The organism is Rhizobium changzhiense, assembly GCF_013087625.1.
GTDB classification, from domain to species: Bacteria; Pseudomonadota; Alphaproteobacteria; order Rhizobiales; family Rhizobiaceae; genus Rhizobium; species Rhizobium sophorae.
Genome location: NZ_JABFCQ010000004.1, coordinates 66,727 through 79,290 on the forward strand (window position 1 = coordinate 66,727; position 12,564 = coordinate 79,290).

16 protein-coding genes are annotated in these 12,564 nt (G+C 61.9%); 11 read left to right on the forward strand and 5 right to left on the reverse strand.

The genetic code is table 11. The annotated features are described in order from the left end of the window. Positions 1 to 888, forward strand: coding sequence for an SDR family oxidoreductase (locus G9X68_RS20490; protein ID WP_171603995.1), 888 nt, complete (start codon positions 1 to 3; stop codon positions 886 to 888). Positions 889 to 950: 62 nt separating this feature from the next. Here the strand turns inward: G9X68_RS20490 and G9X68_RS20495 are convergent, their stop codons facing one another. Further along, complete coding sequence (locus tag G9X68_RS20495) at positions 951 to 1,703, reverse strand: pyridoxine 5'-phosphate synthase (protein ID WP_171603996.1); 753 nt, start codon at positions 1,701 to 1,703, stop codon at positions 951 to 953. Positions 1,704 to 2,154: 451 nt separating this feature from the next. Here G9X68_RS20495 and G9X68_RS20500 point away from each other — a divergent pair, with 451 nt between their 5' ends. Then, on the forward strand, positions 2,155 to 2,847 hold the full coding sequence (locus tag G9X68_RS20500; protein WP_171603997.1) for a MerR family transcriptional regulator: 693 nt from the start codon (positions 2,155 to 2,157) through the stop codon (positions 2,845 to 2,847). Between the two features lie 86 nt (positions 2,848 to 2,933). On the opposite strand, the gene G9X68_RS20505 is transcribed toward G9X68_RS20500, so the two are convergent. Together G9X68_RS20505 and G9X68_RS20510 are read right to left on the reverse strand one after the other, a co-directional pair. Beyond that, positions 2,934 to 4,061 carry an ATP-dependent DNA helicase gene (locus G9X68_RS20505; RefSeq protein ID WP_003541249.1) on the reverse strand — a complete coding sequence of 376 codons (1,128 nt, stop codon included), beginning with the start codon at positions 4,059 to 4,061 and terminating at the stop codon, positions 2,934 to 2,936. 73 nt (positions 4,062 to 4,134) lie between these two features. Beyond that, entirely contained in the window at positions 4,135 to 5,058 is a 924-nt protein-coding gene (locus G9X68_RS20510) for a LysR family transcriptional regulator (protein WP_171603998.1), read from the reverse strand. A gap of 131 nt (positions 5,059 to 5,189) precedes the next feature. Here G9X68_RS20510 and G9X68_RS20515 point away from each other — a divergent pair, with 131 nt between their 5' ends. The 4 genes from G9X68_RS20515 to G9X68_RS20530 all read left to right on the forward strand — a co-directional run bounded on the left by G9X68_RS20515 (position 5,190) and on the right by G9X68_RS20530 (position 8,552). Then, on the forward strand, positions 5,190 to 5,669 hold the full coding sequence (locus tag G9X68_RS20515; protein ID WP_171603999.1) for a carboxymuconolactone decarboxylase family protein: 480 nt from the start codon (positions 5,190 to 5,192) through the stop codon (positions 5,667 to 5,669). Between the two features lie 68 nt (positions 5,670 to 5,737). Beyond that, the gene (locus G9X68_RS20520) at positions 5,738 to 6,493 is read left to right on the forward strand and encodes an SDR family oxidoreductase (RefSeq protein ID WP_171604000.1); all 756 of its coding nucleotides are present in this window, start codon (positions 5,738 to 5,740) and stop codon (positions 6,491 to 6,493) included. 66 nt (positions 6,494 to 6,559) lie between these two features. Next, entirely contained in the window at positions 6,560 to 6,976 is a 417-nt protein-coding gene (locus tag G9X68_RS20525) for a cupin domain-containing protein (RefSeq protein ID WP_171604001.1), read from the forward strand. Between the two features lie 94 nt (positions 6,977 to 7,070). After that, a complete protein-coding gene (locus G9X68_RS20530; protein WP_171604002.1) occupies positions 7,071 to 8,552 on the forward strand; it encodes a cyclic nucleotide-binding domain-containing protein in 1,482 nt (493 codons plus the stop codon). 19 nt (positions 8,553 to 8,571) lie between these two features. On the opposite strand, the gene G9X68_RS20535 is transcribed toward G9X68_RS20530, so the two are convergent. Both G9X68_RS20535 and G9X68_RS20540 read right to left on the reverse strand, forming a co-directional pair. Beyond that, positions 8,572 to 9,060: an RrF2 family transcriptional regulator gene (locus tag G9X68_RS20535; protein WP_012758212.1), complete on the reverse strand. Its 489-nt coding sequence runs from the start codon at positions 9,058 to 9,060 to the stop codon at positions 8,572 to 8,574. A 133-nt stretch (positions 9,061 to 9,193) separates the two neighbouring features. Beyond that, positions 9,194 to 9,745, reverse strand: a complete 552-nt coding sequence (locus G9X68_RS20540) for a MarR family winged helix-turn-helix transcriptional regulator (RefSeq protein ID WP_171604003.1) — start codon at positions 9,743 to 9,745, stop codon at positions 9,194 to 9,196. Positions 9,746 to 9,890: 145 nt separating this feature from the next. Between G9X68_RS20540 and G9X68_RS20545 the strand changes: the two genes are divergently transcribed. The 5 genes from G9X68_RS20545 to G9X68_RS20565 all read left to right on the forward strand — a co-directional run bounded on the left by G9X68_RS20545 (position 9,891) and on the right by G9X68_RS20565 (position 12,561). After that, entirely contained in the window at positions 9,891 to 10,226 is a 336-nt protein-coding gene (locus G9X68_RS20545) for a cupin domain-containing protein (protein WP_171604004.1), read from the forward strand. A 58-nt stretch (positions 10,227 to 10,284) separates the two neighbouring features. Further along, positions 10,285 to 10,701: a VOC family protein gene (locus G9X68_RS20550; protein ID WP_171604005.1), complete on the forward strand. Its 417-nt coding sequence runs from the start codon at positions 10,285 to 10,287 to the stop codon at positions 10,699 to 10,701. A 154-nt stretch (positions 10,702 to 10,855) separates the two neighbouring features. Continuing rightward, entirely contained in the window at positions 10,856 to 11,236 is a 381-nt protein-coding gene (locus tag G9X68_RS20555; protein WP_171604006.1) for a COG4315 family predicted lipoprotein, read from the forward strand. Positions 11,237 to 11,266: 30 nt separating this feature from the next. Continuing rightward, positions 11,267 to 11,782, forward strand: coding sequence for an RNA polymerase sigma factor (locus G9X68_RS20560; RefSeq protein WP_171604007.1), 516 nt, complete (start codon positions 11,267 to 11,269; stop codon positions 11,780 to 11,782). Then, entirely contained in the window at positions 11,779 to 12,561 is a 783-nt protein-coding gene (locus tag G9X68_RS20565; protein WP_171604008.1) for an anti-sigma factor family protein, read from the forward strand. The genes G9X68_RS20560 and G9X68_RS20565 overlap by 4 nt, the downstream gene beginning before the upstream one ends. Positions 12,562 to 12,564 lie beyond the last annotated feature (3 nt).

Consider the following 12,564-nt stretch of genomic DNA (forward strand, 5'->3'; position numbering starts at 1 on the left):
ATGAGCGAAATCATCCTGGTCACCGGCGCTGCCGGGCAGCTCGGCCAGCGTGTCATCCATCACCTCATCGAGACCTACAAGGTCGCCCCCGGCAACATCGTTGCAGCGACGCGCAGCCCCGAAAAGCTTTCCGATCTAGAGAAGAAGGGCGTCGTTACCCGCAAGGCTGATTTCGATGACGTTGCCGGCTTGGAGAAGGCTTTCGCCGGCGTCGACCGCTTGCTGATCATCAGCACCGACGCGCTCGACACTCCCGGCAAGCGTCTCGCCCAGCACAAAGGCGCCGTTGCGGCCGCCGTCAAGTCAGGCGTCAAGCACATCGCCTATACCTCGATGCCGGCGCCCGACGATTCGCTCGTCACCTTCGCGCCCGACCACCTCGGCAGCGAAAACGCCATCAAGGCCAGCGGCATCGCCTATACGATCATTCGTGACGCCTGGTATCACGACAACTACCTGCACGGCATGCCGCACAATCTCCAGGGCGGCAAATGGTACAGCGCCACCGGCGACGGCAAGATCTCGACCATTTCGCGCAATGACTGCGCGCTGGCGATCGCCGCGGTCCTTGCCTCCGGCACCTCCGAGAGCGCCACCTATACGCTGACCGGCGCGCAACGGCTGACCAACAGGCAGATCGCCGCCATCGTCTCGGATGTCGCCGGCAAGCCGCTCGAAGTGGTCGACGTCAATGACGAACAGCTCGGCCAGGGCATCCGCGGCGCCGGCCTTCCCGGCTTCGTCGCCGACATGCTGGTGTCGGCCGACGCCAACACCCGCGCCGGCAAGTTCGACATCGTCACCGAAGACTTCACCAAGCTGACCGGCAGGGAGCCGCAGCCGCTGAAGGATTTCTTCGTCGAACACAAGGCGGCCCTGACCGCCTGAGGTAGCATAAGGTCGTCTGGAAAGCTCGCCTCGCACATCATGGGGCGGGCTTTCTTCAATGATCAAACCGTCTGCCCACAGGCCCGGCAGAAGCGCCGCACGGTTTCCGCCATGCCGTATTCCAGCGCATCGGCGGTCAGCCCGTGACCGATCGAAACCTCGGCAAGAGCGGGAATGCGCTTCACCAGGGCCGGCAGGTTTTCCACTGTCAGATCATGGCCGGCATTGACGGCGAGGCCAATTGCAAGGGCTGCATCGGCCGTCCGTCCGAGCGCTTCGAGGATCGGGGCGGAGCGCTCCGGCGCGTCGAAGCAGCCACCATAGGGACCGGTATAGAGTTCGATCCGGTCGGCGCCGACCGCCTTGGCGATATCAACCGCTTCTGCATCGCCATCGCCGTCGGCAAAGAGCGACACCCGGCATCCCATCGTCTTCAGCCGCGCGACGGCATGGGTCAGGAACGCCTGGTGCTTGCGGAAATCCCAGCCGTGATCGGAGGTCGCCTGGGCGGGATCGTCAGGCACCAGCGTCACCTGCTCGGGGGCCGCCCCGGCGCAGAGTTCGAAGAATTCCTCGGTCGGATAACCCTCGATATTGAACTCGGCCTTGGGGAATTCGTCGTCGATCAGGTTGCGGATCACCGGCAGGTCGGAAAAGCGGATGTGCCGCTGGTCGGGGCGCGGATGCACCGTCAGACCGCTGGCGCCGGAGGCAAGTGCGATCCGCCCGAGCGTTTCGACGCTCGGCCAGGGCAGATCGCGCCGGTTGCGCAGCATGGCGATGGCATTGAGGTTCACGGAGAGCTTGGCGGGCATGGCTGATATCCATCGGTCACGGAAATGGGAGGCTTGCTTTTAAGCCAAGGCCCGTGCGATGGCCAACGAGATTCGCAGATGGGTGCGATGCCAATCGCTGATGAGCGCCGAAATTACGCTGAGCATTTGCCGCACGCGTACCGCAGATAGTAAATCCCGTCACCTTTAAAGAGGACCGCGAGATCCCGCAGTGCAGCACCTGTTTTTGTGCAACACACCCAAGAACCCGGCAAAATATGCCGGTAAAGTTGCTATCCCATTTAAAAGAGATTATTTTTAGCACTTATAAAAAAGATCGTTCACGCATAACGTGGACATCGTATCGCGTAGAGTACGCCGCGTACTGCTTCTTTCCCACTGAGAAGAACGCCTAGAGGAAACCCCACTCGCCGCGCATGGGAAGCAACTGGCAAAACCGCATGAGGTGCAACAACATGCCCCAGGAGGGTTCATGCCAGACGGTTCCAAACGCCTGTTTGCCACCGCCGGTATCGCTTCGGAGGCCCGGTCGAAATACCGGTTCCTGCCTTCGGCCGCGCTGCCGCCGGATCTACCAGACGGTCCGGTGCCCATTGCCGATATGGCAAACGCATTCGGCGTCACGCACAGGACACTGCATTTCTATGAAGAGAAAGGGTTGATTTCAGCCAACCGTATCGGCCTGATGCGGGTCTACGGCCAGGACGACGTGATGCGCATGGCCGTCATTACAGTCTGCCGCGAAACCGGCATGCCGATCGCCGTCATCCAGGAACTGATGGACGAACTCCGCAACGCCGATTCGCAGGAATCGGCCGAGGCGATGTTCCGCGAGGGCCTGCAGGTGCGCAAGCGCGAACTGACGGCCGAGATGTCGACGCTGCACCGCCAGCTCCAGCAGGTCGGCGACCTCCTGGATTTCGACGGCAGCATCGAAGAGCCGCCGTTGAACGACAATCAGGGCAGCGCCAGCCTGACCCCGCAGGAACGGCGTTGCCTGGAACTGATGGCGGAAGGCTATTCCACCCAACGCATCGCCCGGGCACTCGACCTGAAACATGACGAGACCAAGGATCTCGAAGCCGGAATCATCTTGAAATTCCGCGCCAACAACCGCTTCCAGGCCATCGCCAAGGCGGTTCTGCTCGGCATCGTGCAGGCTTAGTACCATCCGCCTAAGACACGGCCGCCACCGTTTCTTCCTTACCACTCCAGACCGCGAATGCGACCGGGCCGCGGGTGCGACTGGGATTAGCGGACGATCGTCAGCGTCTCCGCCGCGCGCGTGATCGCGGTATAGAGCCAGCGTTCCCGGGTATCGCGAAACGCCCAGCTCTCGTCGAAGAGCACGACATCGTTCCATTGCGAACCCTGCGCCTTGTGAACGGTGAGCGCATAGCCATAGTCGAACTCGTCGTAGCGTTTGCGGGTGTTCCAGGGGATCTCACCCTCGACATCCTCGAAGGCCTGTTTCAGCAGCTTGATCTTGGCAGCCCCCCGGTCCATGTCATCGTCTTCGGGACGGACGAGCAGATTGATGCCGGGCTTCGTCGTTTCCTTCGACGAGGTCATCACCTGCCAGAGCGAGCCGTTGAGCAAGCCTTTGGCCGGATCGTTCCTGAGGCAGACGAGCTTGTCGCCGGTCTGCGGATAATCGGCATTGAAGCCTTTCAACTCCCGCAGGCGCTGATTGTAGCGCCGCCGCGTGCGGTTGGTGCCGACGAGCACCTGATCGGCATCGAGCACCAGCTGCTGCGTCACCTCGTTCTTCGAGATCACCTTGGCCGTGCCGTAATCGCCGTACATCACCTCATTGCCTTCGCGCACCTGCATGGCGAGCTTGATGATCGGATTGTCGCGCGCCTGGCGGTGGATATCGGTGAGCAGATAGTCCGGATCCTGATTGGTGAAGTAGCCGCCGCCTGTGACCGGCGGCAGCTGGCCGGGATCGCCGAGCACCAGGATCGGCGTGCCGAAGCTCATCAGGTCCTTGCCGAGCGCCTCGTCCACCATCGAGCATTCGTCGACGATGATCAGCGCCGCCTTCGCGACCGGGCTTTGCCGGTTGATCGAAAACATCGGCGCGATCGAGGTCTTGCCTGTTTCCTCGTCTTCCACCGCCTCCTCGCCGCGCGGCCGGTAGATCAGCGAATGGATCGTCCGGGCGTTGGAGGCGCCCCGCGAGCGCAGCACCTGTGCCGCCTTGCCGGTGAAGGCGGCAAACAGCACGTCGCCATCGACATTTTCGGCAAAATGCTTGGCAAGCGTCGTCTTTCCCGTTCCGGCATAGCCAAACAGGCGAAAGAGCGGCGAGCGCCCTTCCTTCAGCCATTTCGAAACAGCCTTCAGGGCTTCATCTTGTTGCGGCGCAAATTGCATGATCGCAGGACTTGGCAGGATTCGCGGGCTTTAGGCAAGGCGGAAAACCGCAAATCGCCCGGCCGGACGATCATCAGTTCCACTGCCGGTCCGCGCCGCTGGCGCACATCGACGGGTCCTGCCCCATAGCCTCGGTGAGAAAATCCAGAACCGTCTTGACGCGCAGCGGCATGTTGCGCCGCGAGGGATAGACGACGGTAACCGGCAGCCGGCTCGGCTGGAAATCCTTCATCACGGGGACCAACCGACCGGCGGCGATATCGGGCATCGCGATGATGTGCGAAAGCACCGCAAGACCCGCTCCGGCAAGGGCAGCCCGGTGAATGGCGACCGCATTGCAGGCGGTCAGCCGCGGTGAGATCCGGACCGATATGTCTTCCGAACCGTTCGAGAAGGACCAGGTATTGGCCTCGCCTGCCCTGTTGTAGCACAGGCATTCATGATCCTTGATCTCCTTCGGTGCGCGGGGAGCCGCCCTGCGCGCGAGATAGGCGGGAGCTGCAACGAGGAAGGCGGTCGTCCAGCCGATCCGTCGGCAGACGAGGCTGCTGTCGGCGACCTGGCCCAAGCGCACTTCGAGATCCAGGCGCTCCTCGATCATATCCGAGCCCAGCTCCCTGAAGATAAGTTCGACCGAGAGCTTCGGATTGGCGGCAAGAAGATCGCCGAGCCGCTCGCTGAGATAGAGGCCGAGTGGTGCTGGAACGCTGAGCCTGACCTTTCCCGAGGCCATGGCTCCGTCCGATCCGGCCGCATCGCCAAGCTCCTCAACCGCTTCGAGAATCCGCAGCGCCATCGGCAACATCCGCTCCCCCTCCGCGGTCAGCGACAGGCCGCTCGTCGTGCGATGCAGGAGGCGGGTGTTGAAATGGCCCTCGAGGGCTGCGACCTGTCGCGAGACCGCCGGCTGCGTCACGTCGAGATCGTGCGCCGCCGCCGAGAACGAACCCGTCTCCACGACGCGCTGAAAGGTCCGCAATGCCGAAACGATATCCATCCCCTGCCCCTCATACTTTTGCGCATAGGCTTTATGCAGCCAGACTAAGCGAGAATGGCTTTACAGTCCAGCAATTAAGGATATTTTCTATCCATAAGGATATAGAGTGTCCTTAATTGAAGGAGAGGCACATGACCCAGCGATTGAACTACGCCCAACAGTCCCCCGAGCTTTTCAAGAAATTCATGGAATTCAGCATGGCGCTGAAGAGCAGCGTGATCGACGAGAAGCTGCAGGCCCTCGTCGAAATCCGCGCCTCGCAGATCAATGGATGCGGCTTTTGCCTCGATATGCATGTGAAGCAGGCCAAGATCCACGGCGAGACGGAACTGCGGATCTACCACGTCGCCATCTGGCGGGAATCGAACCTGTTCATCCCCCGCGAGCGTGCAGCCCTTGCCTGGACCGAAGCACTAACCAAGCTTCCCGAAGGCGGCATTCCCGACGAGATTTACGAACGGGTGCGCGGCCAGCTTTCCGAGAAGGAAATCTCGGACCTGACTTTCGTCGTCATGGCGATCAATGCTTGGAACCGTGTCAATGTCGGCTTCAAGACCGTGCCCGGCACGGCCGACAAGGCCTATGGCCTCGACAAGGCCGGCCTGAACTAAACCGCGCAATTCATTGAGAAGATTCACCTTTAACGCTGCCGCACCGCGGCAGCGAACGGAGATCCATTATGAAAATCGTTGTCATCGGCGGAACCGGCCTCATCGGTTCGAAGACTGTCGAACGCCTGGCCAAACGCGGCCATGACGTGATCGCTGCCTCGCCGAACTCCGGCGTCAACACGATCACCGGAGAAGGGCTGGCAGAGGCGCTCTCAGGCGCCGAAGTCGTGCTCGACCTCGCCAATTCGCCGTCCTTCGAGGATAACGCCGTGCTCGAATTTTTCGAGACCTCGGGCCGCAATCTTCTCGCCGCCGAAAAACTCGCCGGCGTCAAGCACCATATCGCCCTCTCCGTCGTCGGCACCGAGCGCCTGCAGGAAAGCGGCTATTTCCGCGGCAAGCTTGCTCAGGAAAAGCTGATCAAGGCGTCGGGTATTCCCTATACCATCGTGCATTCGACGCAGTTCATGGAATTCCTGAACGGCATCGCCCAATCGGGCACCGTCGGCCAGACGGTCCACCTGTCGCCGGCCTATGTGCAGCCGATCGCTTCTGACGACGTGGCGGACGCCATGGCGGACGTGGCCCTCTCTGCTCCCGCCAACGCGACGCTCGAGATCGCTGGTCCGGAGCAGGCCCGCCTCAGCGAGCTCGTCGCCCGTTATCTGAAGGCGATGAAAGACCCGCGCACCGTCGAGGTCGATGCCGAAGCGAGATATTTCGGCGCAAGGCTCAATGACCAATCGCTCGTCTCCGACGCTAATCCGCGGCTCGGCTCGATCACCTTCGAGCAATGGTTCGCAAAGTCCGCCCAGCCGAAGTGATTTCACTTGTCCTCAGGACGCGGCCGCTTGGGCGCGTCCTCCGCATCCAGATCCAAGGAGATTCCGATGATCAAAAAATCATTCCTCGCCGCCGCCCTCGCCCTTCTGGCCGCCACCGGCGTGGCCGCACATGACAGCAGCAAGGCTGCGAAGGTCACGCTCGTTTATGAGCACCAACTTCCGAACGTGCCCGACAAGAGCATTAAGGGCGTGCTCGTCGAATATGGTCCGGGCGGCTTCTCCGAAGGCCACACCCATCCGGACTCGGCCTTCATCTACGCCACCGTGCTCGAAGGGTCGATCCGCAGCCAGGTCAATGACGACCCGGTCAAGGTCTATAAGGCTGGGGAGAGCTTCTCCGAAATGCCGGGCGACCGCCATGGCGTCAGCGCCAATGACAGCGAGACCAAGCCCGCCCGCCTGCTCGCGGTCTTCGTCGTCGACACCGACCAGAAAGAGCTGACCTATCCGCTCCAGAAGTGACAGTTCACTCCTGCCGTCCGCGCGAAGCTCCGATGCTTGCGTGGGCGGCCGAGATGCTGAATCATGTGCCGCCCGCCCCTCCGGAGACAGAGAGATGATTGACGACGCGTTCTTCGGCAAGCCTCTGATATCGCTGATAACAGTCGGCTTCGCCGGCATCGTCGTCTGGCATCTGCTTTCCCGCCAGCGGCCGACGACGCGACTGGTGGTGCAGATCCTGTTCTTTGGTGTGATGACGCTGATCCTCGTCGGCAGCGGCATCGAACCTCACCGGTTTCAGGGATATGGCTCGGAAGATCCGCAGGCCCTGCTCATCATCGTCGCAAAAACGCTCTGGTGGATCCATCTGGCATGGGCCGTCATCGGTTTCATCAGGCTCTATCTGGTGCTGGAGGGCAGCCCGCGAGAGGCCCGCCTGCTTCAGGATCTGGTTATCGGCGTCGTCTATATCGGCATGGCCCTGTCGGTTCTGGCCTTCGTCTTTGGCGTGCCGATCGGAACCCTCGTTGCAACCTCGGGCGTGGTCGCGATCATTCTCGGCCTGGCGCTGCAGAACACGCTCGCTGACGTCTTCTCCGGCATCGCCCTGACGCTCGGCCGGCCATACATCATCGGTGACTGGATCCTCTTGAGCGACGGCACAGAGGGGCGCGTCGTCGAAAGCAACTGGCGCGCGACGCATATCCTGACCAGCGCAAACAATATCGTCGTTCTGCCGAACAGTTTTCTGGCAAAGCTAGGCCTGACGAATGTAAGCCGGCCGGACGAGACCCATCTCTTGATCCTCACCATCCGCATCGCCCCGACGCGGATGCCGGCATCGGTCCGCCAAGTCATGGCAACGGCGCTTGCGAGCTGCAATTCGATCGTGCGCGAGCCGCCGCCGGTCGTAGCACTCAAGGGGCTGGATGCCACGGCGCTTGAGGTCGAGCTGCAGTTTCGGGTGACAAGCCCAAGCCAGCGGGTGCCGGCGCGGAACGAAGTGCTCGATCTCGTCTATCGCCATTGCAAATCCGCCGGCCTGTTGCTGGCCATTCCGCCGTCGGCGACGGTGCTGACCGCCGATCTGCCGACGGAAGAAAGCGCAAAGCCGCCGAGCGTAACGCCGCTTGCCCTGATCGAGGCCATTCCGGTCTTCACGACGCTGACATCCGATGAGAAGCGCAGGCTCGCCGAAACCACGACTGTCCGGGAGTTCCGCAAGGGCCATGTGATCGTGCGGGAGGACGAAATGCTTCCCTCACTGATGATGGTGCGCGCCGGCATCATCGCAGCGCGGAACGCAGGCGAGGAACGCGGACGGCTCGCGCCGGGCGACTTTTTTGGCGAGACCGGACTCCTCGCCGGCATGCAGGAAGTCTGCACCCTGGAGGCTCTGACCCCCGTGACCGCCTATGAGATCGACCAGGAGGCCTTCGCGCCGCTCTTAAGCGAACGCCCGGCGCTGGCGGAAGAAATCGCCGACCATCTCGCCAGCCGCGCCGAGCGTTTCCGCAACGGCGCCTCCTTGCCCCCGGAACATGCCCGCAATGCGCATGCCATCCTGAAGACCATCAGGACCATCTTCAAGGCGTAGAGATCGGCGCCCCCCCCGCTCAGCCGGCGCGCTTGAGCACCCATTCGAACGTGCTGCGCCAAATGTCGGCCGGCACTTCCTCGGACAAGGTGCCGACCAGATCGGAAAGCCGGACGCGCCTCAGCGTATCCCGCCAGGCCTCGTCGGCCTCCCACATGATGCGCGCCACCGCGCATGGCTTGCTGTCGCAATACCCCTCCGGCCGGCAGGGATTGTTCGCCCGGATATTCGTACAGGTGAAGCTGCGGGCCTTCCCCTCGACCGCCTCGACGATCTCGAGAAAATTGATATCCGAGGGGGTCTTGGCAAGCCTGTAGCCGCCACTTGGGCCGAGCGTGGTCTCGACCAGCGATGCCTGCGAAAGGCTCTGCAGCGCCTTGGAGAGATATTCCTTCGGCAGGCCGTGCAGCTCGGCGAGCGCCTTGGTGGAAAGATACCTGCCCTCTGGCAGGCCCGCGAGAATGGCGCAGCAGTGAAGCGCCCACTCGACCTGGCTTTTCAGGATCATTCAGCAACTCGTGTGATGGCTGGTTCTGCCAATGGAATTAAGGACATATCATATCCGAAAATCGACATGATGTAAATGAACTGCAAAAGCAGCGTGTTGCTGCCTGAACGGCGATGCGGGCTCCGATCTCCGCTCAGCCCCCGTTCTCGTCCTCTCCCTGCGCCTGCTGGTTTTCAATTCCCGCAATCAGCTTGCGCAGCAGCACAGCGAGCGCCTCGCGCTCCTTTCCGTCAAGAGCCTGCAGAAACGAAGATTCGCTCGCCATGTCGGTGCGGAAGGCCTTTTCGGCGAGTGCCGCACCCGCCTCGCTCAATGCCACCAATACGCTGCGCCCATCGCGCGGCGATTTCTCCCGGCGGATCAGTCCCGCCTTCTCCAGCCGGTCGAGCCTGTGGGTCAGGCCTCCCGAGGAGATCATCAGCGCCGAATACATCTCCGTCGGGGTCAGCCGGTAAGGCGGTCCGGAACGGCGAAGCGTTGCGATCACGTCGAATTCGCCGCGGTCGAGGCCAAAATCGGCAAAGGTCGCCTCAATGCTCGGGCGCACCAGGTTCGACAGCCGAAAGGCCCGGCCCAGGATCGCCATCGGCTCGGTGTCGAGGTCGGGCAGTTCCAGCGCCCATTGCCGGCGCAGCCGGTCGACATGATCCTCGTAAGAGCCGTCTCCTTTAGTTCCATTCGTCATTTTCTGCCTCATATGCCACCACAGCCGAGACATACACCTTCCATCCATATCAAGGAAGATATCTTGACAGGAAGACAGTTTTGAGGATATATCTTCTCGCGAAGATAGTTTTGTGATCGCAGATGGCACCAGCAGGAAGCCCGTGATGTTCAGTATTCTTCGCCACCAGGAACCGCGGCCCGATCAGAGCCGCACGGTCCGCTTCGAGGGCCGTGACCATGGCGGCGAGATATCGCTTTTCCTGGTCGACAATGAGCCCGGCCAAGGGCCTGACCTGCATGTTCACCCCTATTCCGAAACGTGGGCAGTCAGGAAAGGCGAAGCCGAATTTACCGTAGGCGACGCCAAGACCCGCGCCTTTCCCGGCGATATCGTCGTCGTGGCCGCCAACATTCCCCACCGCTTCGAGAATGTCGGCACCGGACGACTCGAAATCGTCTGTATTCATGCCAGCGAGACGATCGTGCAGGAATTTGTGTGAGCCGAGCCGCCGCCTGGAAAACAAAGCCCGAAAGACAAAAGAAGAGGAGAGAACTGCAATGCCCAAGATGATCTTCGTGAACCTGCCGGTAAAAGACCTTGCTGCTGCGACCCGCTTCTACGAAGCGATCGGCTGCAGCAAGAACGAACAGTTCAGCGACCATCAGGCGTCGAATATGGTCTGGTCCGACGCCATCTTCTTCCACCTGCTGACGCGCGATTTTTTCGCGACCTTCACGCCAAAGCCTGTCGCCGAAGCGCAAAAGGCGAGCGAAGTGCTGATCGCCCTGACGATGGACAGCCGCGAAGAAGTGGACGCTATCGTCGAGGCAGCCGCGGCCGCCGGGGGCAAAGCCGATCCGCGCGCGCCGACGGACATGGGCTGGCTCTACAACCGTGCCTTCGAAGATCCCGATGGCCATATTTTTGAAGCGGTCTGGGTCGACATGGCGGCGGCGACCGCCACCGGAGAATAGCCGGCAAGGCGCCGACACGCCATGGCGGGCGAAACGGGCTTCGGCCCACCTCGCCCGCCATGAAAACTTTTGCTGCGCCTGGAATAAAACCACCGCGCCTCGTGTCTTATCTCAGGTAGCGCAAGATTGCGTGCCCAACCTGAGGAGAGACATCATGAAATCCGTGAAATTCCTGTCCGTCTTGGCGGCCGCCGCCCTTGCCGCGACCGCTGCTTTCGCCGCCGCTCCTGTCACGACCGTGGAATCCGCCAAGGGCAAGGTGCTTGCCGGCGAAAACGGCATGACGCTCTACACTTTCAAGAAGGACGTGAAGGGCGTTTCCAACTGCTACGATGATTGCGCCAAGAATTGGCCTCCGCTGATGGCGGCTTCCGATGCCAAGGCTGATGGTGCATATTCGATCATCGACCGTAAGGATGGCACGAAGCAATGGGCCAAGGACGGCATGCCGCTCTATTATTGGGTCAAGGACAAGAAGACGGGCGACATCACCGGCGACGGCGTCGGCGGCAACTGGGATCTCGCCAAACCTTGATAGTCGGGCCCTGATGCCAAGAGAGCCGGCATGAAGATACCCGCACCCGAAAGTTTCGAGGGCCAGATCCTGGCCCTCCTGCCCTCGCTCAGGCGTTATTCGCGCAGCCTGACGCGCTCGGATGCCGATGGCGAGGACCTGCTCCAGGATTGTGTCGAAAAGGTTCTCACGCGCCGCGGCCAATGGCGCGGCCTCAACCTGCGCGGCTGGGTCCTGACCATCATGACCAATCTCTACCGCAACGGCCGGCGCGGCAAGACGCGCGACGGCCTTGTCGAGCTCGGTGCCGCAGAAAATCTGGCCGCGTCCGAACCGCCCGCCGATCCGCTGGAACGTGCCCGGCTGGACGATGCGCTGAACAGCCTTTCAGAGGAACACCGCGCGGTGCTGATGCTGGTCGTCATCGAGGGATACACCTATGGCGAAGTCGCCGCCGCGCTCGATATCCCGATCGGCACCGTCATGTCGCGCCTGTCGCGCGCCCGCCGGCGCGTCGCCGAGCGATTGAAAGCCGACAACATCATTACGCTTCGGAGACCGAAATGAACGAGACCAATCCGAGCGTCACCGAAGCCGACCTTCACGCCTATGCCGACGGCCAGCTGCCGGAAACGGTGCGCGCCCGCATCGAGACCTTCCTGGCCGACAATCCCGACGAGGCGGTGATAGTCGCCGAATGGCAGGCGCAGAACTCAGCCATCCGATCGCTGTTTGCCGGTTATGAGAAGGCGAAGGATACCGATCCTCTGCTCGTCGTCCCCCCGCGCGCCGTTTCATCGGGACCGAAACGCTGGGCGATTGCCGCATCAGCCCTCCTCGTCTTCACGCTCGGCGCCGTCAGCGGCCATTATGGCCCCGCGCTTCTGGAAAAGCCGGAGTTGCAGCTTGCCGGCTCCGAGACCCTGCCGAAACAGGCCCAGACCGCTTTCACGGTCTATGCCGCCGAGGTTCGCCATCCCGTCGAGGTCTTTGCAGACGAGGAGGTCCACCTCGCCACCTGGCTCGGTAAGCGCCTGGCAATCCAGAACCTCAAGATCCCGAACCTGCAGCCGCTCGGCTTCAAGCTTGTCGGCGGCCGCCTGCTGCCGGTCGACGGCAGGCCGGGTGCCATGTTCATGTATGAAAACCAGGCCGGCGAGCGCCTGACCGTCATGGTCGGCCGCAACACGGAGAACCGCACGACGAGCTTCCGCTTCGCCTCATCGGGCAATCTCGAAACCTTCTACTGGATCGACGGCGAACTCGGTTATGCCGTCACCGGCGAAATCTCCCGCGAGACGCTGCGTCAGGTGGCCGAGGAGTGCTACAAGCAGTTCCCGTCGTGAGGA

Bases quoted from the DNA above. Each gene is read 5' to 3' on its own strand.
- G9X68_RS20530 (WP_171604002.1), top strand. From the start codon at position 7,071: ATGATTGACGACGCGTTCTTCGGCAAGCCTCTGATATCGCTGATAACA.
- G9X68_RS20515 (WP_171603999.1), top strand. From the start codon at position 5,190: ATGACCCAGCGATTGAACTACGCCCAACAGTCCCCCGAGCTTTTCAAG.
- G9X68_RS20560 (WP_171604007.1), top strand. From the start codon at position 11,267: ATGAAGATACCCGCACCCGAAAGTTTCGAGGGCCAGATCCTGGCCCTC.
- G9X68_RS20540 (WP_171604003.1), bottom strand. From the start codon at position 9,745: ATGACGAATGGAACTAAAGGAGACGGCTCTTACGAGGATCATGTCGAC.
- G9X68_RS20555 (WP_171604006.1), top strand. From the start codon at position 10,856: ATGAAATCCGTGAAATTCCTGTCCGTCTTGGCGGCCGCCGCCCTTGCC.
- G9X68_RS20545 (WP_171604004.1), top strand. From the start codon at position 9,891: ATGTTCAGTATTCTTCGCCACCAGGAACCGCGGCCCGATCAGAGCCGC.
- G9X68_RS20495 (WP_171603996.1), bottom strand. From the start codon at position 1,703: ATGCCCGCCAAGCTCTCCGTGAACCTCAATGCCATCGCCATGCTGCGC.
- G9X68_RS20550 (WP_171604005.1), top strand. From the start codon at position 10,285: ATGCCCAAGATGATCTTCGTGAACCTGCCGGTAAAAGACCTTGCTGCT.
- G9X68_RS20505 (WP_003541249.1), bottom strand. From the start codon at position 4,061: ATGCAATTTGCGCCGCAACAAGATGAAGCCCTGAAGGCTGTTTCGAAA.
- G9X68_RS20520 (WP_171604000.1), top strand. From the start codon at position 5,738: ATGAAAATCGTTGTCATCGGCGGAACCGGCCTCATCGGTTCGAAGACT.
- G9X68_RS20525 (WP_171604001.1), top strand. From the start codon at position 6,560: ATGATCAAAAAATCATTCCTCGCCGCCGCCCTCGCCCTTCTGGCCGCC.
- G9X68_RS20500 (WP_171603997.1), top strand. From the start codon at position 2,155: ATGCCAGACGGTTCCAAACGCCTGTTTGCCACCGCCGGTATCGCTTCG.
- G9X68_RS20565 (WP_171604008.1), top strand. From the start codon at position 11,779: ATGAACGAGACCAATCCGAGCGTCACCGAAGCCGACCTTCACGCCTAT.
- G9X68_RS20510 (WP_171603998.1), bottom strand. From the start codon at position 5,058: ATGGATATCGTTTCGGCATTGCGGACCTTTCAGCGCGTCGTGGAGACG.
- G9X68_RS20490 (WP_171603995.1), top strand. From the start codon at position 1: ATGAGCGAAATCATCCTGGTCACCGGCGCTGCCGGGCAGCTCGGCCAG.
- G9X68_RS20535 (WP_012758212.1), bottom strand. From the start codon at position 9,060: ATGATCCTGAAAAGCCAGGTCGAGTGGGCGCTTCACTGCTGCGCCATT.